This window comes from Psychrobacter raelei (genome assembly GCF_022631235.3).
GTDB classification, from domain to species: Bacteria; Pseudomonadota; Gammaproteobacteria; order Pseudomonadales; family Moraxellaceae; genus Psychrobacter; species Psychrobacter raelei.
Window position 1 is genome coordinate 3033310 of sequence record NZ_CP093310.2, and the last position, 21140, is coordinate 3054449.

The following is a 21140-nucleotide window of genomic DNA, read 5'->3' on the forward strand; positions in this document are numbered from 1 at the left end:
TTATGCTCTACGTGCTACAAACGCTTGGCGCCAAAACCCCGATTTTTTCCATCCATAGGTAATAATATGTCATTAACTGCTCCGTCCGCTCAAATGCCCGCTTACATGAGTGACCCGACCGATGAGCAGTTGGCTGCTTTAAACATGGCCATGGACGGCAAATCCTTTAAAGTCGTGGCCTATGCTGGCGCCGGTAAGACCACCACTCTTAAGCTTATCGGTGAGCGTCTGCGCGGCCGAGGCCTATATTTGGCCTTCAACAAAGGCATCGCCAATGAGGCCAAACAAAAATTCCCAGCTCATGTTGATTGTCGCACCTTTCACTCGCTGGCCTATCGTCATGTGGCGCGCGATATTACTGCCAAATTGTCCTTGCCCAGATTTTCGCCAAAACGTTTAGGCGATGACTTGGGGTTGCATACCGTACAGGTACGCCGGCAGATAGATGGCAAAACCACTTATGTAAACTTGACCCCTGCCCGCCAAGCTCGGTTTGTCAGTGATGCGGTCAGCTATTTTTGTAGTACCCATGCCAGCCATCCTGCACCCCGGCACCTGCAGTTCCCAAGTTGGGTCAGTGCTGAGGATGCGGAGCAATTACGTGAGCGCTTATATCCGGCCGTTGAACAGCGCTGGCTACAATCTACCGATGCACGCCACCCCGCGGGTATTGGTCATGACATTTATCTTAAGCTTTGGGCACTGTCAAAACCTGTGATTCCAGCCGACTTTATCTTATTCGATGAAGCGCAAGATGCTGACCCATTAATGATGGGTATCTTAACTCAGCAGCCGCGTCAGGTTATCTATGTGGGCGATGCGCATCAGCAGATTTATGAGTGGCGAGGCGCGGTCAATGCCATGAAAAAGCTGCCTTTGCCGCAGACCTTGTTGACCCAATCCTTTCGCTTTGGCGATGACATTGCTGATGTGGCCAACTTATTACTCAAGGCGCTACAAGAGGAGGTGCCACTCAAAGGCAATCCTAATAAAACCTCCACAACCCATAAAACCTCAGGCAGTGCAAAAAAAGACGCCATCTTATGTCGTACCAATGCCGCTGCTATGGCACAGTTATTGGCAGGATTAAAAAACGGCCATAAAGTAGCGCTACAGGCCGACGCCGATAGAATGCTTAAATTCTGTCACGCGGCCGAAAGCTTAAAAGCAGGCAAGTCTGCTTATGGCGTGCCCGAATTGGCTTACTTTTATAACTGGAATGATGTGCAAGATTATGCCGAGACCAATGAAGGCAGTGATTTAAAGACCTTGGTAAAATTGGTCGATGACCATGGCACCGATGTGCTGTCCAAAGCAGTCAACAGCTTAACTGATGTGCGTGATGCCGATTATGTCATCTCTACTGCCCACAAGGCCAAAGGTCTTGAATGGGGCCGAGTACAGCTTGATGATGACTTTTATTATGACGTTACGCCCAATGGTATAAAAATCAGCCCCGAGGAGCTGCGTTTATTATATGTGGCCTGCACCCGAGCTCAGGATAATTTAGACATTGCCAATATCAGTGATCTCATCTCTGGATTAAGAGATGGCAAAAAAGTTATCTATAATAAGTCGCCATAAATAAAACAGATACGTTATCATGCCCTCTTTTAGCCCATACGTGTGACCGCCATGTCTTTTTCTGACCAGTTTTTTTCATCGCCTGTCCGTCTTTTGGCGCCCATGGAGGGGCTTACAGACCCACTGATGCGCCAAATACTCACCCAAATTGCCAGCGACTTGGGTCGCCCTTATGATTGGTCGGTCAGTGAGTTTATCCGTATTACTCATCATGTCTTGCCTGAGCATGTCTTTTACCGCTTCGTCCCTGAGCTGTTGCAGTCAGGCACAACCGATAGCGGCACCCCTATTCATGTGCAGCTGCTTGGCAGTGAGCCTAAGCTTATGGGTGCCAATGCCTTGGCAGCCGCTGAGCTTGGCGCACCAGCAATTGACCTAAATTTTGGCTGTCCAGCAAAAACGGTGAACAATCACCGCGGCGGCAGTGTGCTGCTCGATGAGCCACGCCTCATGCGTGATATCATCTCTGCGGTGCGAGAGGCTGTGCCGGCTCACATTCCGGTCTCGGCTAAAATTCGCTTGGGCTATAATGACGCCAACAATATCGATGATATCCGCCAAGCCATTGCCGATAGCGGCGCTGACTGGCTGACCATTCATGCCCGCACCAAGACTCAAGGCTATAAGCCGCCTGCTTATTGGGAAAAGATTGTGGCATTTACTGAGCTACCGATACCCATTATTGCCAATGGCGAGATTTGGAATGCGCAGCACGCGCATCAGTGTATTGCGCAGTCTCATACGTCACATGTGATGCTCGGCCGCGGTGCCGTGACCCGCCCAGATTTAGTGGCCCAAATTGATAACCCAGAGAGCGTCATTGAGTGGCAACATCTGATTGCACATCAAATTGCCTTTTTGCAAGGGGAGGCCAAGAATGACTTGGTGCTTATTGGCCGTTACAAACAGTGGTTAGGTATGCTCAGTAAAGGCTATGTGGAGGCCAAACAGCTGTGGGAGCAGATTAAACGTGAGCGCAATAAGCAGACCATTGTTGATTTGCTACAAGCACAGTTAGGCTAAAAACAGCTCTGGTGTTTAACAAGCTTATTAACAACGCAACCACTTAGCGTAACAATCAGACCGCCATACGCAGTGCTAGATAGAACAGCATAAAGCAGCATGCCATGGATAGTGCCCAGACAATAGAGCGTAACGTGGGCAAATTAACAATATAGGCAATGCCATAGCCCACTCGCAGCACAATATAAAGCACGGCCAAATAGTTAATGACAATCTGAGGCACAAAGAACAGCATGGCCACAATGACTGAGGCCAAAAATATGGGCAGACTCTCAAAGCTGTTTTGCTGAGCGGCATTGGCACGAGCCGCTTTACCGCTAAACGTTGCCAGCACTTCACGGGGGTGTGCATTGTCTGCCATACCAAACCCGCCGAGTACCTTAGCGAGCAAAGTAAATATAAAAGGCAAGGCACTGGCAATTATCATGGTCCAAATCGCCACGCCGGAAGAATCAGGTATCAGGGCAAAGAACCAACTCATAGGACTGTCCTTTTGGCTTGTTAGCTTGCGACCACTTCAAAGCTGTGGGTAATATTTACGCCGCCTGCGGCCAACATCTTGCTCGCTGAACAGTATTTGTCTGCAGAGAGCTCAACCGCTTTGGCCACTTGTTTTTCTTTAACATCCTTACCGGTCACCACAAAATGCAAATGAATATCGGTGAACACCGCAGGCACTGTATCAGCTCGTACTGCTGAGAGTTCACAGCGCACATCTTCAATGTCTTGACGTCCCTTCTCTAAAATACCCACCACATCATAGCTGGCGCAGCCGCCTAAACCCAGTAAAATCAACTCCATAGGACTGGCGCCATTGGTTTTATTACCATCCACATCGACGGTTTGACCGGAAGGGGCCGTGCCCAAAAAATGTCTGTCTTTTTGCCACACCAGCTCACCTTGTAACGGCATGGCTTTTGGATCGATGGTAGGAGTTTTGGTGCTCATAGTCAGTCTCTTATCGTTGGGTTTATTATCATTTGTTATTCTTAAACAAAACCAAGCTTAATCGTACCACGCTCTTGTAAGGATGCAAATACGCTTCACGTAATCATTGTCTTCAATTAATCTTATCAGCGGTTTTTGGACTTAAAAATTAAAAAGGCCAGATAGTAAGCTATCTAGCCTTTGTCTTTTATCCGTACTATTGAGGCTATTAGCGCCAATTAAAACGAGCTGCTAAGTCCCACAAACACACTGGTCATATCGTCGTTATCGCCGCTAGAGTGTGATACACCTGCATTGGCATTGATATTACCAAACTGACGCGATAAGCCTAACGTCATACCAAAGCTGTCATCATCAATCTCTGATTGTGGCGTGGTAAATGGCAGATCCGGCTGAGTGTTTAGACGGGCGCTGACCGCTTTACGATTGTCATCCAATTGCTTTTGATAATGCAAATCTCCAAACACATTTAAGCGATCACTTAAACGGCTGCTGGCTTTGATACCCAAAGTGCCATAAGTGGTATTGTATTTTTGCTCTTCAAACTGCATTGCAATGCCTGTAACTTGTTTTTCACGAATGGCATCTAACGTCACTCGGTTCACCGTGGCGCCCAGATAAGGGGTCACAGTGGTATCACTAAATTGAGCCATATTGGCGATTGGCATGGGGTAACCGGCCTGCACCGTGGCATAGTAGCGCTTACCATCTGCTTGCGACTTAAAGCTTTGCTTTATGTTGTCTAGACTCACTGTCCGGTTTAGATCCATATCGATTTTGCCATAGCCAATGGCGCCATTGAGCTGAAATTGACCCAGTTTATTGCTGTGATAAAGACCCACGCCAAGCTCATCTAAATCGACATCATTAAAGCCACTGCGTCTATTGGCATCAAGCTCGGTTTGGCTCATATTGGCATAAATACCACTGACAGCGTCAGGGCTACCGGCATGATCAAAATCCATACCCAATAATAGCTGAGTATTACCACTGCTATCAAAGCCTGCTGCATCTAAAGAGTTGACATCGGCTGAGGCCCATATTGAAGGGCCGGTATTTTGCTTGGTGTTAGTAGAGCTTTGTCGCCCATTGATGTGTGTCTGCAAACGCTGGTTGGTCGCCATTCCGGCTTGGGTGGCAATGTGAGGTAATACACCCACTTGACTGGGCGCAGTCACCACCGCATTGGCATAATCGGCAATCATCTGATGGGCGCGGCCTGTGGGATGAACGCCATCGGCGAAGAAATAGCTGTTTTCAGCACCGGCTTCCTTCAAGTTATCTCGACCACATTCAAGCGAGCTACTGGTTTTACAAGCCGCCTCGTTGACATTGGTATAGCCGTAGGCAGCAGGGTCTGCTGCCACTTGCTGCAATAAGCTAAACGTATCTAGTGGAATAATATTGGCACCTGATTGCTTTAATTCTTGGTACAAAGCATTGTTGTAGGCAACTGCTAATCTATTCCCAGTTTTTTTAAAAGGATCCTCGCCTAGGCTCTCTTTTAAAAATGTATTTTCTTTAATTGCCTCATCTGCTTGAATAGTCTCAGGTGTCAGTCCAACATCAGGTATATTCGGAACTAAAATATATTCAGCACCATTAGTGTGTAATCTACTAACTGTAGCACTTTGATCTTCTACTGCTGGAAGAATATAACCATCAATTGCTTTCTGAATAGTTTCTCCTTTATTAGAGATAAAGCTCCCAATATTTTTTTGTATGTAATCTGAAGCAGCAAACAAATCATTAGCACCAATCCAAACTGAATATAGACCATTTGGATCCACATTATTATTGGCCAGATAAGTATCTAGCTGAGTTTTTGCAGAAGCAACAGGTAGCCCTTCTCTTTCAACATCAACCCCTGCCCTTGCACCACCAATGGCATAGTTGTTGCCTGATTTTTTATCGAAAATGGTGTTGGCGGTCGAGCTAAATCCTAGCTGCTCAGCAAATGAGGTGGCCCAAGTATTATCAGGGTTGGTGGTGAATTGACCTGACTCTGCTTTGTCTAATACCGGCTTAAAATAACCGCCATCTGTCAAGCTATCACCAAAAAAGGTGACGCTGCTATAGTCGCTGGCATGGGCACTGCTTATGCCTGCTAATGTAACGGCTAAAATAGCTTGGGATAAGGTCTTTATAGAGGGGGTATACAAGCGCGGCTGTGTGGCTTGTTGATACAGGTGAGATTTAATCATCTTGACTTCCTTGTCATAGCATAAAGTAAACATAAAATAAGGCATGAACAATGCGCCGATCAGCGAAGCACTGTGGTGACACTCTGCATCGCAACCTACATGACCTTCACACTAACAGGGATAATAACCGAGCAATAACAACCACCTTAACATCACTCACCTGGTCGCAACTTTTATTACGGCCATCGCTATTATTGTCGCTTATTATAGTGTACGATTGTACACAACAGGCCAAAAGCTGGCAAATTGTTTCATCCCTAGCAACAAAATAGCACACTCTAATGGATTTGACCCCAAGTTATTTTACTCGCTGTGCAGCGTATATTTTTAGGGCTTTCTATTAAGTGTAGTTTAGCGGTTAGTGTGATTTTTTTGGCGCTTAAGCCAATGAATTGGTTGATATTTAAGTGGCTAGGTCATAGATAAGGTGTGAAACATTTTATATCAAAATATGATTACCATTTAACTTGATTTACTGGTTTAATAGAGGTAACGAATTTCAGTCTGTCTGTTTTTTGTTGTTTATTGGAAATTAAAACGATAACAGATATTCAAGCGCAGCTTTAAGGCAGTAGACTGATTTTATTTCAACATTTCTAAATTTTAAGGTTTTCGTCATGATTGATGCAGACGGCTTTAGAGCCAATGTCGGTATCATCTTGGCAAATACACAAGGACAAGTACTATGGGCAAAACGAGTTGGTCATGATTCTTGGCAGTTCCCGCAAGGGGGTATCGATGAGGGAGAAACCCCTCTTGATGCTATGTACCGAGAGCTGTGGGAGGAGGTAGGCTTATATCCTCGACACGTCCAGCTTTTGGCTGCTACTGACAATTGGCTAAGGTATCGCCTGCCCAAACGTTACATACGTCACGGGCAGCATCCTTTGTGTATAGGGCAAAAACAGAAGTGGTTTTTGCTTAAGCTAGATGAGCCGAATACCGAACATATCCGCTTTGACACCGCAAAGCCAGAGTTTGACCATTGGGAATGGGTCAGCTACTGGTATCCGCTGGGTCAAGTGGTTCATTTTAAACGAGGTGTGTATCGCCGTGCGCTGCGAGAGCTGGCACGTGAGTTACCACTTAAAAAGGAATTGATTTTACCTGAGACTAAAAACCATTTGCTTCAGGTTTGATTTCAATAAAGTTTTGCGTTTAATTTGAGTATGATTTAGTTTTTAACTTATTTTTTATGTGAAGAGGCCTGTATCTAGTGATACAGGCCTCTTTTTCGTCTGGTGTTCTTTATCGATTAGATAGCGTAATACTAAAGAGCAGTTAAGGTTTACACAGATGATAAAAGTCACTCTAATCTGCTGTTATTTTTTAGCCAAATGCGCATACTCGCGGCTCACCAACTGTAGCTCAACACCAGAATTATCTTCATCACCTCTTAGCAGGGTCAAAATACTCTGAGTCCGAGTGCCATAATTGGGTAACTCTGGAGTATCAATACAAATCGAAGATAAGGCTTGCTCTAGAGCAGGAGGCATACCGGTATCAGGTAGCTGTTCATCTGCAGCTTGCAGCGTATCGGTGAGTACGTTCCACGCCGCAGGTAGCCAATACTCCTTATCTGCTTGATGAAACTGTAAGCTTTCGCTGATTAATGGCAGCACCTCTTGACGCACTCTGCCGCGCAAACGCTCAGATTTAAACCAAGCCTCATCAGGCTGACCATTTGAAATAATATGCAGACCACTGTGCAGGGGGGTCGCAGGATAGCCTCTATTGTTCACTAGCACCGCTTGCTTGTTGTCCCCCACTATTAGGTTAAAGCCTGCATAAGCCTGCAACTCTATCTGACGCGCATAAGCCAAAGGCGATAAGTCACCGGTTAAGAAGTTCGTTACCAGCTCCCCCCGTGATCTTTGGTCGGGCGTGGCTTGCACCCCATCTCGAAAATTCAATACCGCCGCCCAGCGTCCGTTTTGACTAAATAGCGGATTTGTTTGTTTCGACGTTTCAGACTCTAAGGGCTGCTGGTGAATGCCCAGCCACGTGCCGCCACTTTTATCATCTCGTCCCCCAAAAATAGGCAAATCCTCCCATTGATGGGCTTGGGTGGTAGGGCGTGCTAAAAACTCATCTCTATTGGACAGCAGGACTAACGGCATCTCATCAAACAGCTGCCAAGCAATGGCGGTAATACACATAGGCTTTCCTTAAAAGGCACAAACAGTACTCTGGATCTTCTACATTATGAGGCAGCCTCACTGATTTATCTATATGATGCGCAATACAAGTCTGAGCCTTTGCTATTTTTTGTGAGCGTAGGCTTACTTTTACTCAACTCAAATACACCGTTCAGTTAATGTCTTACAGGCTGATTTTTGCTATTATGACGACCATCAATTAACCAGGCAGAACTCGCTCATGATGATTCATCCCCAATTTGACCCAGTGGCTTTATCCGTTGGACCACTTCAAGTCCATTGGTATGGCTTTATGTATCTACTGGCCTTTGCGGCCGCTTATGGCTTGGCTTGGTACCGCAGCACCAAGCGTGAAGGTTGGACCACGGATATGGTGTCCGATTTGGTGTTCTTCGGTGCTTTAGGGGTTATATTAGGCGGCCGTATTGGCTATGTGTTGTTATACCAATTCGGTGAGTTTTTGGCCAACCCTACCTACTTGTTCAAAGTCTGGGAAGGCGGTATGTCGTTCCATGGTGGCTTTGTAGGGGTTGCGTTGGCGATGATATATTTTGCCCGTAAGTACAAAAAACCCATTTTTAGCGTATTAGACTTTATTGTTCCTTGCGTACCGACCGGATTGTTATTTGGTCGTATTGGTAACTATATTAACGGCGAGCTTTGGGGCCGAGTTTCTGACGGCGGTTACAACTGGTTGACCTACTTTCCGCAAGCGGCCAAGTTTGATTCCGCGTTAATTACCACCAACCCTGCGCTACAGCCTTTAATGACCCAAATTGAGGGTAACTACCTCTTGCCGCGTCATCCCTCACAGCTGTATGAAGCATTCGCTGAGGGCTTATTGACCTTTATTATTGTGTGGTGGTTTTCTTCCAAGCCTCGCCCGCGTATGGCCGTAAGTGCCTTATTCATGCTGTGCTATGGTATCAGCCGCTTTACTATTGAGTTCTTCCGCCAGCCAGATGAAGGCTATTCACTGATCTTTGGTTGGATGAGTAAAGGGCAGCTTTATACCTTGCCGATGATTATCTTTGGCTTAGTATTGATGGTCTTAGCGTACCGCCGTCAGCAATATGACTGGGGCAAATACGCCGTTTAGAAATAATAGATTTTTGCTGTATTAACTGTTTTAGCTCACTTACTTTGTTAATTATTTGACTGTAGACCTATGATAACTTCCAAAAATGAAGCCGCTTATCTTGATTTAATTCGCTATGTGCGTGACCACGGTACCGAGAAGGGAGACCGTACAGGTACGGGCACCCGCAGTCATTTTGGCGCTCAGTTGCGCTTTGATTTAAAAGATGGCTTTCCGCTGTTAACGACCAAAAAAGTGCACATGAAGTCGATTACTTATGAACTGTTTTGGTTTTTAAAAGGCGATACCCATGTCAAATATTTGCAAGAGAATGGGGTACGTATTTGGAACGAATGGTCAACTGCGGAGCAAACCGCTCGCTTTGGTCGCCCTGAGGGTGAGCTGGGTCCTATCTATGGTCATCAGTGGCGTAATTATGGGGCCACTAAAGCAGAGGACGGCCGCTACAATCAAGATGGGGTGGACCAAGTTGTTGAGGTAATTGAGCAAATTAAGAGCAACCCCAATTCGCGTCGTTTGATTGTGTCCGGTTGGAACCCAGCCGAGGCGACCCAAGTGGCGCTACCGCCTTGCCATACATTATTTCAGTTCTTTGTGGCAGACGGCAAACTGTCTTGCCAGCTGTATCAGCGCTCCGCAGATTTGTTTTTAGGAGTGCCTTTTAACATTGCCAGCTACTCTTTATTAACACATATGATTGCTCAAGTTTGTGACCTAGAGGTGGGTGAGTTTATTTGGACAGGTGGTGATTGTCACTTGTATCAAAACCATATTGAGCAGGTCAATGAACAGCTGTCTCGCGAGGCTTATGAGTTACCTAAATTATGGCTCAACCCTGACATCAAGGATATTTTTGATTTTACTTTTGATGATATCCGAGTGGAGGGCTATCAGTCGCATCCAGCGATTAAAGCACCCGTCGCGGTATAAATAGCCCGTCGCGGCATCAATAGATAGTTACAGCATAAATAGATAGCTTAGCCGCTATACGCCAAGCCGTTTATCAGACAATTGGTTATTATTGATTAAGGATATTTGTATGAGCTACGCCCACACTCAAGTTGCCCAAATTGTGGCCATTAGCCGCAACCGCTGTATCGGCAAGGGCAATGATTTGCCTTGGCATATCCCCAATGATTTAAAACACTTTAAGGCCATGACCACCGCTGAGACCGATGCTTATGTAGATACAGGCCTAAAAGGTATTGTCATTATGGGCCGTAAAACTTTTGAATCGATGGGCTCAAAGCCGCTGCCAAAACGAGTGAACTTCATTGTCACCACTCAAATGGACTATGCGCAGCAAAAAGGGCTAGAAGGTCTTAAAGATGTGCATGTGGTGCATAACTTGGATGATGCTTTAACTCATGCAGCCAACGTCGCTCATGGCTTAAAGTTTGAAACTATTTGGGTTATCGGCGGCGAGCGTGTGTTTAAACGTGCCATGATGTTCACCGACCGCATTGAGCTAACGGTTGTCGATACCGACATCGAAGACGGCGATGCGTTTTACCCAGAGATACCCGAAGACTTTGAACTCACTCAAGAGTCTGAGTCATTTACTGATGAAAAAAGCGGCCTGAGCTATAAGTTTATGACTTATATGGTCAAAAAGGGCTAACCCTTCTTTAGTTGTTTGCTTCTATAGACAGCTATTGTCTGAAGCCCGCTATGCTCTAGCGGGCTTTTTTATGACCACCCTTTTGCTATTATGACTCAAGCCCCGCTTCTTTTATCACACTACACTGTCTGTTATCTCAAAAGAGCCACCTTATGTTAATAAAGGCGTTAAAAACAATCTTGCTATTTAGTGTGGGTTTCATTGCGCTCTTGAGCCTTTTGGCACTAGTGACTCATCAAAGCTTGCCTGACCATCAGTCACACACCGCCTCTCGCCATTTAGCAGTCGACCCTAGTAGCTTTTTGGCACAGCGGCTACTGCCTTTGTTGCAGCAGCATCCGGGCTTAAGTGGCATTTATTTATTGGATGACAGCCACGAGGCCTTTTTGGCCCGATTGGCATTGGCAGCGTCTGCACAAGACACCTTAGATGTGCAATATTACATTTGGCATGATGACACCACAGGTCACTTGCTTCTGCAAAGCTTGTACCAAGCCGCTGAGCGCGGAGTTCAGGTGCGTTTGTTGCTCGATGACAATAACACTGGCGGCATGGATCCGCTGCTGGCCAGCATCGATGCGCATCCCAATATTGAGGTGCGGCTATTTAACCCCTTTATGCAGCGTACCCTTCGGCCTTTGGGCTATCTTAGTGACTTCTTTAGGCTAAATCGGCGCATGCACAATAAGTCTTTTACAGCAGATGGTCTGGTGACCATAGCGGGCGGGCGTAACGTCGGTGATGAATATTTTGGCTTTGGTAGCGGGGTAATGTTTGCAGATTTAGACATGGCGGCTGTTGGACCCGTGGCCGAAGATGTAGAGCAAGACTTTGACCGCTACTGGGCAAGTCAGTCTGCTTATCCGCTCCAAAGCATCATTAAGCAACACGCCCCCGCGCCTTTTGATACCACACCTGCAACCGATAAACAAACGCAGATTTTCTTAACAGAGCTGGGAGAGTCCAGCTTTGTCAAACAACTTCGTGAAGGCTCATTGCCGCTAATTTGGACTCAGGTACGGATGATTAGTGATGACCCTGCAAAGGGATTACAAAAATCGAAAGAGGCGGACTCGGTACTGGCTCATCTTGTTCCCTTAATGCAGGGCACCCGTGAGGAGCTACTGATAATCTCTCCCTATTTCGTACCCGCCAAGCAAGGTACTGCTCTGTTTCAGCGCCTGGCCAAACAGGGCAAACAAGTCGCCGTCCTCACCAATTCTCTAGCCGCAACCGATGTTATTCCGGTACATGCCGGCTATGCCAAATATCGCAAACCACTGTTACGCGCCGGCATCGCCTTATATGAGCTTAAACCGCAGGCCACAGTTATCACCAAAAATCATGGCGGTATTCTCAAAAGCAGTGGTGCCAGCTTACATGCTAAGACCTTTATTATTGATAATCAAACGCTGTTTGTGGGCTCTTTTAATATGGACCCTCGTTCTGCTGCATTAAATACAGAAATGGGCTTTGTGTTTGATAGCGAGCAGATGGCAAGTTATCTGGCAGACAATATGAAGCAAAAACAAATGGAGTACAGTTATAAGGTGAGCAAAACCCCGCAAGGTAAATTACACTGGCAGACCTTAGATGACGGTAATACTGTCGAGTATGATAACGAGCCACACAGTAGCCTATTTTCTCGACTTGGCGTTTGGGTGTGCTCTTTGCTGCCTATTGAGTGGCTATTGTAGGGCTTACATACCGGCTGAAGCCTTGAAGTAAAAGACAAGCCCTAAAAAATCCGCCCAACACATAAGTTGGGCGGATTTTTTACTTTATACGTCCCGTGACGTCAATACGCCACAGCCTCAAATAAAGTCAGGGTTTAGATGGCTTTTGTGCGCTCAGTCAGCCACGCCAAAGCCGCCCCTGAAACACGGTCTTTTAGCTCATTGAATACGTGGCTGTGGTAGTCGTTCAACCACTCTATTTCGTCTTGGTTAAGCAAGCTTGGCTCTATCAAACGGGTATCAATAGGGCATAACGTAACCGTTTCAAAGTTTAGATAATGACCAAACTCAGTCTCTTGCGGTGTTGGCACAGGCTGGTTCACCACTAGGTTTTCGATGCGAATACCCCAGCGGCCTTCACGGTACAAACCAGGCTCATTACTTGAGATCATACCCACCTTCATGGCACGCTCTGGTGGGTTGCTCGCCGCATAAGCAATGACCTGCGGGCCTTCATGCACATTTAAGAAGTAGCCAACACCATGGCCGGTACCATGACCGTAATCCATTTGGGCTTGCCACAGTGGTGCACGGCAAATCGCATCAATCAGTGGTGAAGCAATCCCATCTGGGAAACAGGCTTTGGCTAAGGCAATGTGTGCTTTTAACACCATGCTAAAGTCACGTTTTTGCGTCTCATTAACTTGGCCAATACCAATCACACGGGTAATGTCGGTGGTGCCGTTTTGGTACTGAGCACCAGAGTCAATTAATAACAGTCCATCACCGTCAAGGTAGCTAAATTTGTCTTCTGTGGCACGGTAATGTGGCAGCGCCCCATTTTCATTGAAGCCGGCAATGGTTGGGAAGCTTGGTGATACATAGTGCGGCTGTTTGCTACGCACATCAATCAACATACTGTCCACATCAAGCTCGCTTAAGCGTTCGCCTTGATGTAGACGTGCTTCAAACTCGCTAAAGAACTCACACAATGCCGCACCATCTTGACGCATGGCCTCACGCACATGCTCGATATCCTCTTTAGACTTGACGGATTTTAGCAATGTGCTTGGCGCAACTTGCTCAATCATAGCAATGTCATCGCCTAAGTCATTTAAGGTGCCTACTGCCACCTTATTGGGATCTAATAACAATAAATCCTCTGGCGTTAGCTCACTTAAAGCACTTTGAACTTGATCATAATCTGCCACGCTAATACCGGCGTCACTTAATAATTTGGCGATATCCTCGCCCACCTTGGCATTGTCAATATAAAGCGTTGCCTTATCTGCAGTGACTATCATGTGTGCCAAAAATACAGGGTTGTAATCGACATCACTGCCACGTAAGTTGGTCAGCCATGCAATATCATCTAAGCTTGAGATGAGATGATGGGTGGCGCCAATTTGCGCCATATGTGCCCGCACTTCGGCCAGCTTCTCTTGCGCCGACTGTGACACAAACTGCGCATCATGGGCATAAAGCTGAGCCACAGGCAGCGCCGGACGGTCTTGCCAAATCTCGCCTAATAAATCCAGCTCAGTGACCAGACGGATACCCTCCTCTTCACTTTCAGCCGCCTCATCGAAAGCATCTAACAGGCGATCTTGTTCAGCCAGTGACAACACATTGCCATCGATGGCCACACTATCGCCGGCCTTTAAATACTCACCCAGCCACTGGGCGTGATTAGGAGAGCCTGGCTGTAGTTTTTGTAGGGTAATACCAGTCCCCTCTAATTGTGCCGCTGCTTGTACCCAATAACGGCTGTCCGCCCACAGACCTGCAAAGTCATGAGTCACAACCAAAGTACCCACAGAGCCTGTAAAGCCCGATAGCCACTGACGACCCTGCCAATACTCAGGCAGATACTCAGATAAATGAGGATCAGCCGATGGGATGATCAGGGCGCTGATTTCGTTATTTTTTAGAACTTGGCGTAATTGATGGATACGCTCTTGGATGACAGACTTACTCATAATGTTCCTCGGGATAAATGGTGTGTTTTTTATTGTGGTTTTTTTTGCCAATTTCAAATGTGAAAAACGTGCTACCAGATTATGGTAACACGTTTGATTTGTTGAACCGTTTTCAGTTAGTAAGCAGCTTAAAAGCTTACCATGAATCTAAAGCTTATTTAAACAGCATTGCGGCGTTCATCTTCCGCTTCACTGCGGTCTAACATGGCTCTGACCGGTTTTGATAAAGCCAGCAAGATTAAAGCGGTCACTACCAAGAAGATGGTCATGGTGGTAAACAGGCCAGGCAAGCCATCAATGGTATCTGCTGACACATGACCGCCAAAGAAGGCAGCAACTAAGTTACCCATGGCCACAGAAGTGAAGAACAGACCCATCATTTGACCTTGCATGCCTTTTGGGGCAAGCTTAGTCATTGAAGATAAGCCGACAGGACTTAATGCCAACTCACCCAAAGTTAATAACAACAAACTGCCTGTGAGCCACAAAGGCGATACTAGAGTGTCTGGATTAGCGACCACCAGTTTAGAGGCCATCGTCATCAAACCAAACCCTGCTGCCGCCAATAGCATACCCAAAGAGAACTTGGCCATACTGTTAGGTTCAAGATTACGCTTACCTAACCACACCCAAATGATACTCACAATGGGCGCCAGCATTAGGATAAAGATGGGGTTTAATGACTGGAACCAAATGCTTGGTACATCAAAGCCCATGACATTAAGATCGGTATAACGATCGGCAAACAAGTTAAATGAAGTGGGCTGCTGCTCAAAGCTTGACCAGAATAACGTTGAGCCGATGATTAAAATAAAACAAATCAGCAAACGCAGCTTATCGGTCTTATCAAGCTTAGGGGAGACAAACATATAACCAAAATACAGCAGCACAGTGGCGGCAATAACATAGGTCATGTATTCGGCAACCAGACTGGGGTTAAAAGGCATAACACCAGTAGCCACAAGCACAATGAGCGCAATTAAAATCGCTAAAAATAGACCCACCCAGCGGCCGACATTTTGATACTGATCGTTGGCCACTTCCCATTCAGGGGTGATGCCTTTGGCTTTCGCAAAACGCTTTAGGTTTTTGCGGGCAGCAAAACGGTATACCAATAACGACACCAACATACCCAAACCACCGACACCAAAGCCAACATGCCACATTTGCTGTTCTTTAAACACACCAACAATCAGTGCAGCCAATAAGGCACCAATGTTAATGCCCATATAAAACAGGGTAAAACCACCGTCACGGCGCGAGTCACCCTTGGGATATAAAGCGCCGACCATCACTGAAATACAGGTTTTAAATAAGCCTGAACCAAGCACAATACAGACCAGACCAATAAAAAACATAGACATGCCAAATAAGGCAGACAAAGCGATACATAAGTGGCCCAGCGCAATGATGATACTTCCCCACCATAAGGCACGCTCTTGACCTAACCAATTATCAGCAAGCCAGCCACCTGGTACCGCAGCAAGATACAAAGTTCCGGCAAAAATACCATATATGGCAGTCGCAGTGGTATCATCGAATCCAAAGCCGCCATTACTAATAGAGGCCACCATAAACAGCACCAGTAAAGGGCGGATACTGTAGTAAGAAAAGCGCTCCCACATTTCGGTGAAGAATAAGGAACGTAGCGGCTGGGGATGCCCCATAAAGCCATTGTCTAGTCCCTTAAATTCAGCAGAAGACTCTGTGTTTTGAGAGTTTACACTACTCATAATTCCTATTCCTTAGATCTATAACAGAGAAGCTGACTCTAACAATCAGGGAGAGCCATCGTCTCACTCTGTTTTGAAGTTAGCGTAATTTTATGTCTTCAGGTTATCAAAAGTTAATAGGGAGATAACTTTCAGTTTCATAAAAAAAACTGCAGTATTGTTTCATGGACTTACAGCAGGGTAAAGAAAAAAAATTTTAATACTACCCAAAAAAGCCCGTACAGTCATAAAGACTGAACGGGCTTTAACGCTGGTTCTATAAGGGTTTAGCAGCTATCTAAAAAAATTACTGAGCAGTCTTTTGTGTGTCTGTATCAGTAGCAGGTTCAGCGGCATCAGTAGCTGTAGGCGCAGCAGCTTCAGCTTCAGCGTTAGTGTCTGAGGTAGTAGCGGTATCTGCAGCAGGTGCAGCTTCGGTACCAGCGGCAGGCGCTTCAGCAGTAGCGGTCTCGGCAGTAGCAGGGTCGGCCTCAGCAGTAGCAGCGTCCGCAGGTGCGGCTTCAGCAGTAGCTTCGGCTTCTGTGGCAGGTGCTGCAGCAGCTTCAGGTGCCGCGGCTTCTTCAGTGGTTTCTTCTACAGCAGCTTCAGGGGCCACATGATGGCCTGCTGGGCGTAAGAAGGCTGAGATACCAATAAGAAGTACGATAGCCAAAAAAGCAGCAGTGCCCACTAGAGCATACATAAATTCTTTCTTCGGTTTATTTTGGCTTGCATCTGCCATAGGTCACCTATCTGTATAATTTGATAAAGGTTTAAGAGAGTAAGTTCCTCTGTAATATGGTACTTTTTGAAACTAAGTAGCTAAGCTCTAATATGAGTCAACTCCCTGTAATCTCTACACTATGGCGCCATATTACCGTCAGAACCGGTCACGTTTCTTGCTATTATATCGCAATTTGCTACCTTTTGTGAAAACGCCCCATCCTATTTGTGGATTAGCAGTATATTTTTACACATCACACTCAAGGATTGAAGTATTAATTCATCCTAATTAACGCTTATTGTTGCGCGCGCTTAGCCAGATAGCTTAACACTAAAAACAGCCCAATAAGTATCAAAATAGGATAATTACCAAAGCGAACATAGGGCGTCATGCCGGTACGCGACTGCACCTCACCACGCAGCACCGTACGCTCAAACTGGGGAGCCTGTGCCACAATACGACCTTTATGATCAATAATGGCAGTCACTCCGGTATTGGTCGCACGCATAAACCAGCGGCCGGTCTCAAGCGAGCGCATTTGCACCATTTGTAAATGCTGCAAGGGGCCCGCTGAAGTACCAAACCAAGCATCATTGGAGATGGTTAATAAAAAGTCGGTATTTTGGGCATTACGGCGCGTGGTATCCGGGTAGGCCACTTCATAGCACACGGCAGCTCCAAGATTGTGGCCGCGCACTTTTAGAGGCAATTGGTCTTTTGGACCACGGCTATAGCTTAATACTTCATTGCTACCGGCCAAATTGGGGAATAAATCCAGCGCCCCTTGAAAAGGGATGTATTCACCAAAGGGTACGAGATTTTGCTTTTTATATAGCCCATCAGCCTGAGCGCCAAGCGCAATCACGCTGTTATAAAACGGTGCGTATTTGTCCGTTTCAGGATTATAAGCCGACTCATCTTTGTAAGGAATGCCAGTGACCCAAGTGGTGTCCGTGTCTTTTGCGACTTTGACCACCTCGGCAATAAATGGCCAAGCTTCTGTCTGGAACATAGGAATAGAGGACTCTGGCCATACCACCATATCCTGGTCCCACTCCGTACTGCTTAGCTTGGCATAAATCTCAAGCGTCTTATAGCGGTATTCGGTAAGCCACTTTAAATCTTGAGGAATATTACCTTGTACTAAGGAGACTTTCAGATTGGGGGTATTGGGCTTAGGCTGTGTCCACGCCGGATCTGTCAACCACAAACCAATACTTAACGCTAAAAATAGTATCGAAACCAGCAGATAACCGCCGCGCTTGCGGAACAAATCGACTAAACTTGCTGCCAGTAAAACAACCACAAAAGAGAGGGCAAATACACCAGCCACAGGCGCTAATGATGACAACCAGTGCTGCTCGGTAAAAGCATATCCGACAAATAGCCAAGGAAAACCTGTCAGTAGCCAAGTCTTCATCCACTCTTGCAGCACCCAAAGCGCAGCAAAGGCCAGCGGCTGCTTACCGACAAAGCGGTTAAATATCAGCGCCATAAAACCATGAAATAGCCCCATGCCCAGCCCCATCACCGCAATGGCCAATAGGGCCAGCGGCATGGGCACATCACCATAATCATGGATCGAGGTGTATAGCCAGAATGCGCCCACGCACCAAAGCCCCATGCCATACGCTTCACCGATAATAAAAGCACGCTTATTGCTCATATCACCAAGCAGTAGCGCATACAGTAAAGCGGGGGAAATCAGTGCGATAATCCAGTAGCCATAGGGCGCCAAAGACAGCATAAACATCGCCCCAGCTAGCCAAGCCACAATCACTGCTGTACCGATAGGCAACTGTGAGCTGCGCTGGTGATCATAAGGTTGGTTTAATCTGTCTTGCACATGTTGGGTTGAGGCTCGCATGACGGCTCCGGTAACGGGTATCTTTATAAGGGGAAAAACTGGCGGATTGAGATGGTAAGCTCACACAAAGCGAACGCAAAAAACAGCGCTTATCAAAACCACTATTCATAAAGCCAATAATATGCGTATGATAACAGTCTGGACTCAAAAAATCTTAGCCCAGATACAGTATATATAATAAGCCCTGATGAACCGGTAAAATATCCTCTATAATCTTATGATAAAGGGGCCATAAGGCGACAGATTTACCCCATTTTTAATCACTAGCTCTTAAATTTTGCCAATCGAGAGACGCACTATGCCAATCCCCTCAAACACTCATACGCCCGCCTCGCACACACCCGTGAACCAAAGACAAACCGCTGTCGATTTGCCTGTTCAGGTTTTGGCTGGTGTGGGCAGTAAAATTGAGGGTCAGCTTGAGCAGCTGGGTGTGTCACGCTTGTTTGATTTGCTACTGCATCTGCCGCGTGATTATGAAGACCGCAGCCGTTTGGTCAATATCAGCGACTTACAAGACGGGCAGTCGGCGCTTATAGAAGGGCAAGTCACTTATGTGGATAACAAACGTGGCGGCATGACGGTGGTCATTGAAGATGCCACTGGCGCCATTCAGCTGCGCTTTTTTAAGGTCTATGCAAGCTTGGTACAGACCATGACGCTCGGCACACGGCTCAGGCTGTTTGGTGAAGTCAAAATCAGCCGCTACGGCATGCAGATGGCGCACCCTGAATACAATATGGTGACGGCCGGCGCGCCTGTGGTAAACACCGGCCTACAGCCCATTTATCCTGCGGTTAAGGGGCTGCATCAAAACAAACTACGTACCTTGGTCAAGCTGGCACTACAGACCGTTCATCAGCAAGGTGTACCGTTGTCTGTCTTTAATGACTCTGATTGGGAAGCGGTGAACCATCTACCAGCACCGCTACCGACCAATAGCTATGGCCTGCCCAGCTCGGCAGCATCTCAGCAAACCAGCCCATCACCTAACAGCGCCCCAAGTTGGCAGCATTTAACGTTGTTTGAGGCATTGACCTTAATCCATACCCCACCGATGCATACCGATATTACGTTGCAAACGGCGCAGCTTGAGCAGTTAAAAGCGCGCACTCACCCTGCCTGCCAGCGGCTGATTGTGGAGGAGTTGACCGCACACCAATTAAGCATGCTATATCGCCGCAAGCAGCTGCATCAACACAAAGCACCCAAATGTGATGGTGATAGCCCGCTGGCTGATAAGCTGCTAGCCAACCTGCCCTTTAGCTTAACCGGTGCGCAAGACCGAGTGATTAAAGAGATTACCAGTGATATGGCGACCTCTATTCCAATGCTGCGCTTGGTACAAGGTGATGTCGGTGCTGGTAAAACTTTAGTCGCGGCATTGGCAGCCTGTTATGCCCTTGATAGTGGCTGGCAGGTGGCGGTCATGGCGCCCACTGAGATTTTAGCCGAACAGCATCTGATTAACTTTAAGTCTTGGTTTGAGCCACTAGGTATTGGTGTCGGCTGGCTAGCTGGTAAGCAAACCGCTAAGCAGCGCCGTGAAGCACTGGCCGATGTCGCCGAGAATGAGGTTCAGATTGTGGTCGGTACCCATGCGTTATTTCAAGATGCGGTGGTGTTTGCCAAATTGGGACTGGCGATTATTGATGAGCAGCACCGCTTTGGGGTTGAGCAGCGTATGGCATTGACCAACAAAGGCGTGGCCAATAGCACCCCGCACCAGCTGATTATGACGGCCACTCCGATTCCGCGTACGCTGGCGATGAGTGCCTATGGCGATATGGACACCTCTATTATTGATGAGCTGCCGCCAGGGCGTACCCCGATTACCACGGTTACCATTGACCGTGCCCGCCGTGATGAAGTGATTGAGCGCATCGCCGCTAACTGTAAAGAGGGCAAGCAAGCGTACTGGGTCTGCCCACTGGTCGACGACTCAAGCACCTTAAATGCGCAAGCAGCCGAGGCCACCTTTGCCGACTTAAGCGAGCGTTTGGATATTCGTATCGGCATGGTACACGGCAAAATGAAGTCAAAAGAAAAGCAAGAGATTATGGCTGCGTTTAAGAACGCCGAGCTTGATCTATTGGTCGCAACGACCGTGATTGAGGTCGGCGTCGATGTGCCAAATGCCTCATTGATGGTAATAGAAAATGCCGAGCGTTTGGGATTATCACAGCTGCATCAGCTGCGTGGCCGTGTTGGGCGTGGCTCAACTAAAAGCTTCTGTGTGCTGCTATATCAAACCCCACTATCAGAAACCGGTATCGAGCGTTTAAATGTACTGCGTGACAGTAATGATGGCTTTGTGATTGCTCAAAAAGACTTGCAACTGCGTGGCCCAGGTGAGCTACTTGGTAAGCGTCAAACCGGTAATATTGGCTATTATGTGTCCGATTTAACCCGTGATGAGAATTTATTAATGATCGCCAGTCATTTGGCCAAACGCCTGATTAATGATGACGATCGTAAGGCGGAGGTCACCCAGCTGATTCACCGCTGGATGCCTGAGGCGAGCAAATATACCAATGTGTAGTT

At 46.9% G+C, this 21140-nt stretch carries 16 protein-coding genes; 8 read left to right on the plus strand and 8 right to left on the minus strand.

The features are described 5' to 3' along the window. Positions 1-66 precede the first annotated feature (66 nt). Together MN210_RS12740 and MN210_RS12745 are read left to right on the plus strand one after the other, a co-directional pair. Positions 67-1584 (plus strand): UvrD-helicase domain-containing protein, encoded by a 1518-nt coding sequence (locus MN210_RS12740; RefSeq protein ID WP_110817196.1) that lies wholly within the window; start codon positions 67-69, stop codon positions 1582-1584. A gap of 51 nt (positions 1585-1635) precedes the next feature. After that, entirely contained in the window at positions 1636-2607 is a 972-nt protein-coding gene (locus MN210_RS12745) for a tRNA dihydrouridine synthase (protein ID WP_338412303.1), read from the plus strand. 55 nt (positions 2608-2662) lie between these two features. Here the strand turns inward: MN210_RS12745 and MN210_RS12750 are convergent, their stop codons facing one another. The 3 genes from MN210_RS12750 to MN210_RS12760 all read right to left on the minus strand — a co-directional run bounded on the left by MN210_RS12750 (position 2663) and on the right by MN210_RS12760 (position 5759). Beyond that, a complete protein-coding gene (locus MN210_RS12750; RefSeq protein WP_201545320.1) occupies positions 2663-3088 on the minus strand; it encodes an MAPEG family protein in 426 nt (141 codons plus the stop codon). A 20-nt stretch (positions 3089-3108) separates the two neighbouring features. Further along, positions 3109-3519 carry an OsmC family protein gene (locus MN210_RS12755; protein WP_413775378.1) on the minus strand — a complete coding sequence of 137 codons (411 nt, stop codon included), beginning with the start codon at positions 3517-3519 and terminating at the stop codon, positions 3109-3111. Between the two features lie 254 nt (positions 3520-3773). Then, complete coding sequence (locus tag MN210_RS12760; RefSeq protein ID WP_338412304.1) at positions 3774-5759, minus strand: autotransporter domain-containing protein; 1986 nt, start codon at positions 5757-5759, stop codon at positions 3774-3776. A gap of 617 nt (positions 5760-6376) precedes the next feature. Here MN210_RS12760 and MN210_RS12765 point away from each other — a divergent pair. Then, positions 6377-6898, plus strand: a complete 522-nt coding sequence (locus MN210_RS12765; protein WP_011961539.1) for an RNA pyrophosphohydrolase — start codon at positions 6377-6379, stop codon at positions 6896-6898. 183 nt (positions 6899-7081) lie between these two features. Here the strand turns inward: MN210_RS12765 and MN210_RS12770 are convergent, their stop codons facing one another. Next, positions 7082-7918 (minus strand): NRDE family protein, encoded by an 837-nt coding sequence (locus MN210_RS12770; RefSeq protein WP_338412305.1) that lies wholly within the window; start codon positions 7916-7918, stop codon positions 7082-7084. Between the two features lie 220 nt (positions 7919-8138). On the opposite strand from MN210_RS12770, the gene lgt reads away from it, so the two are divergent. The 4 genes from lgt (at position 8139) to MN210_RS12790 (ending at position 12335) form a co-directional block, all read left to right on the plus strand. Beyond that, the gene (gene lgt / locus MN210_RS12775) at positions 8139-9017 is read left to right on the plus strand and encodes a prolipoprotein diacylglyceryl transferase (protein WP_241878753.1); all 879 of its coding nucleotides are present in this window, start codon (positions 8139-8141) and stop codon (positions 9015-9017) included. A gap of 69 nt (positions 9018-9086) precedes the next feature. After that, positions 9087-9947, plus strand: coding sequence for a thymidylate synthase (locus tag MN210_RS12780; protein WP_338412306.1), 861 nt, complete (start codon positions 9087-9089; stop codon positions 9945-9947). Between the two features lie 109 nt (positions 9948-10056). Beyond that, complete coding sequence (locus MN210_RS12785; protein ID WP_011961543.1) at positions 10057-10638, plus strand: dihydrofolate reductase; 582 nt, start codon at positions 10057-10059, stop codon at positions 10636-10638. 152 nt (positions 10639-10790) lie between these two features. Further along, a complete protein-coding gene (locus MN210_RS12790; protein ID WP_338412307.1) occupies positions 10791-12335 on the plus strand; it encodes a phospholipase D family protein in 1545 nt (514 codons plus the stop codon). A gap of 134 nt (positions 12336-12469) precedes the next feature. Here the strand turns inward: MN210_RS12790 and MN210_RS12795 are convergent, their stop codons facing one another. The 4 genes from MN210_RS12795 to lnt form a co-directional block, all read right to left on the minus strand. Then, entirely contained in the window at positions 12470-14293 is a 1824-nt protein-coding gene (locus tag MN210_RS12795) for an aminopeptidase P family protein (RefSeq protein WP_241878754.1), read from the minus strand. Positions 14294-14451: 158 nt separating this feature from the next. Continuing rightward, positions 14452-16026 (minus strand): peptide MFS transporter, encoded by a 1575-nt coding sequence (locus MN210_RS12800; protein ID WP_011961546.1) that lies wholly within the window; start codon positions 16024-16026, stop codon positions 14452-14454. A gap of 286 nt (positions 16027-16312) precedes the next feature. After that, complete coding sequence (locus MN210_RS12805) at positions 16313-16747, minus strand: hypothetical protein (RefSeq protein WP_338412308.1); 435 nt, start codon at positions 16745-16747, stop codon at positions 16313-16315. Between the two features lie 277 nt (positions 16748-17024). Continuing rightward, the gene (gene lnt, locus MN210_RS12810) at positions 17025-18596 is read right to left on the minus strand and encodes an apolipoprotein N-acyltransferase (protein ID WP_241878756.1); all 1572 of its coding nucleotides are present in this window, start codon (positions 18594-18596) and stop codon (positions 17025-17027) included. A gap of 298 nt (positions 18597-18894) precedes the next feature. On the opposite strand from lnt, the gene recG reads away from it, so the two are divergent. Then, positions 18895-21138 carry an ATP-dependent DNA helicase RecG gene (gene recG / locus MN210_RS12815; protein WP_338412309.1) on the plus strand — a complete coding sequence of 748 codons (2244 nt, stop codon included), beginning with the start codon at positions 18895-18897 and terminating at the stop codon, positions 21136-21138. Positions 21139-21140: the final 2 nt, after the last annotated feature.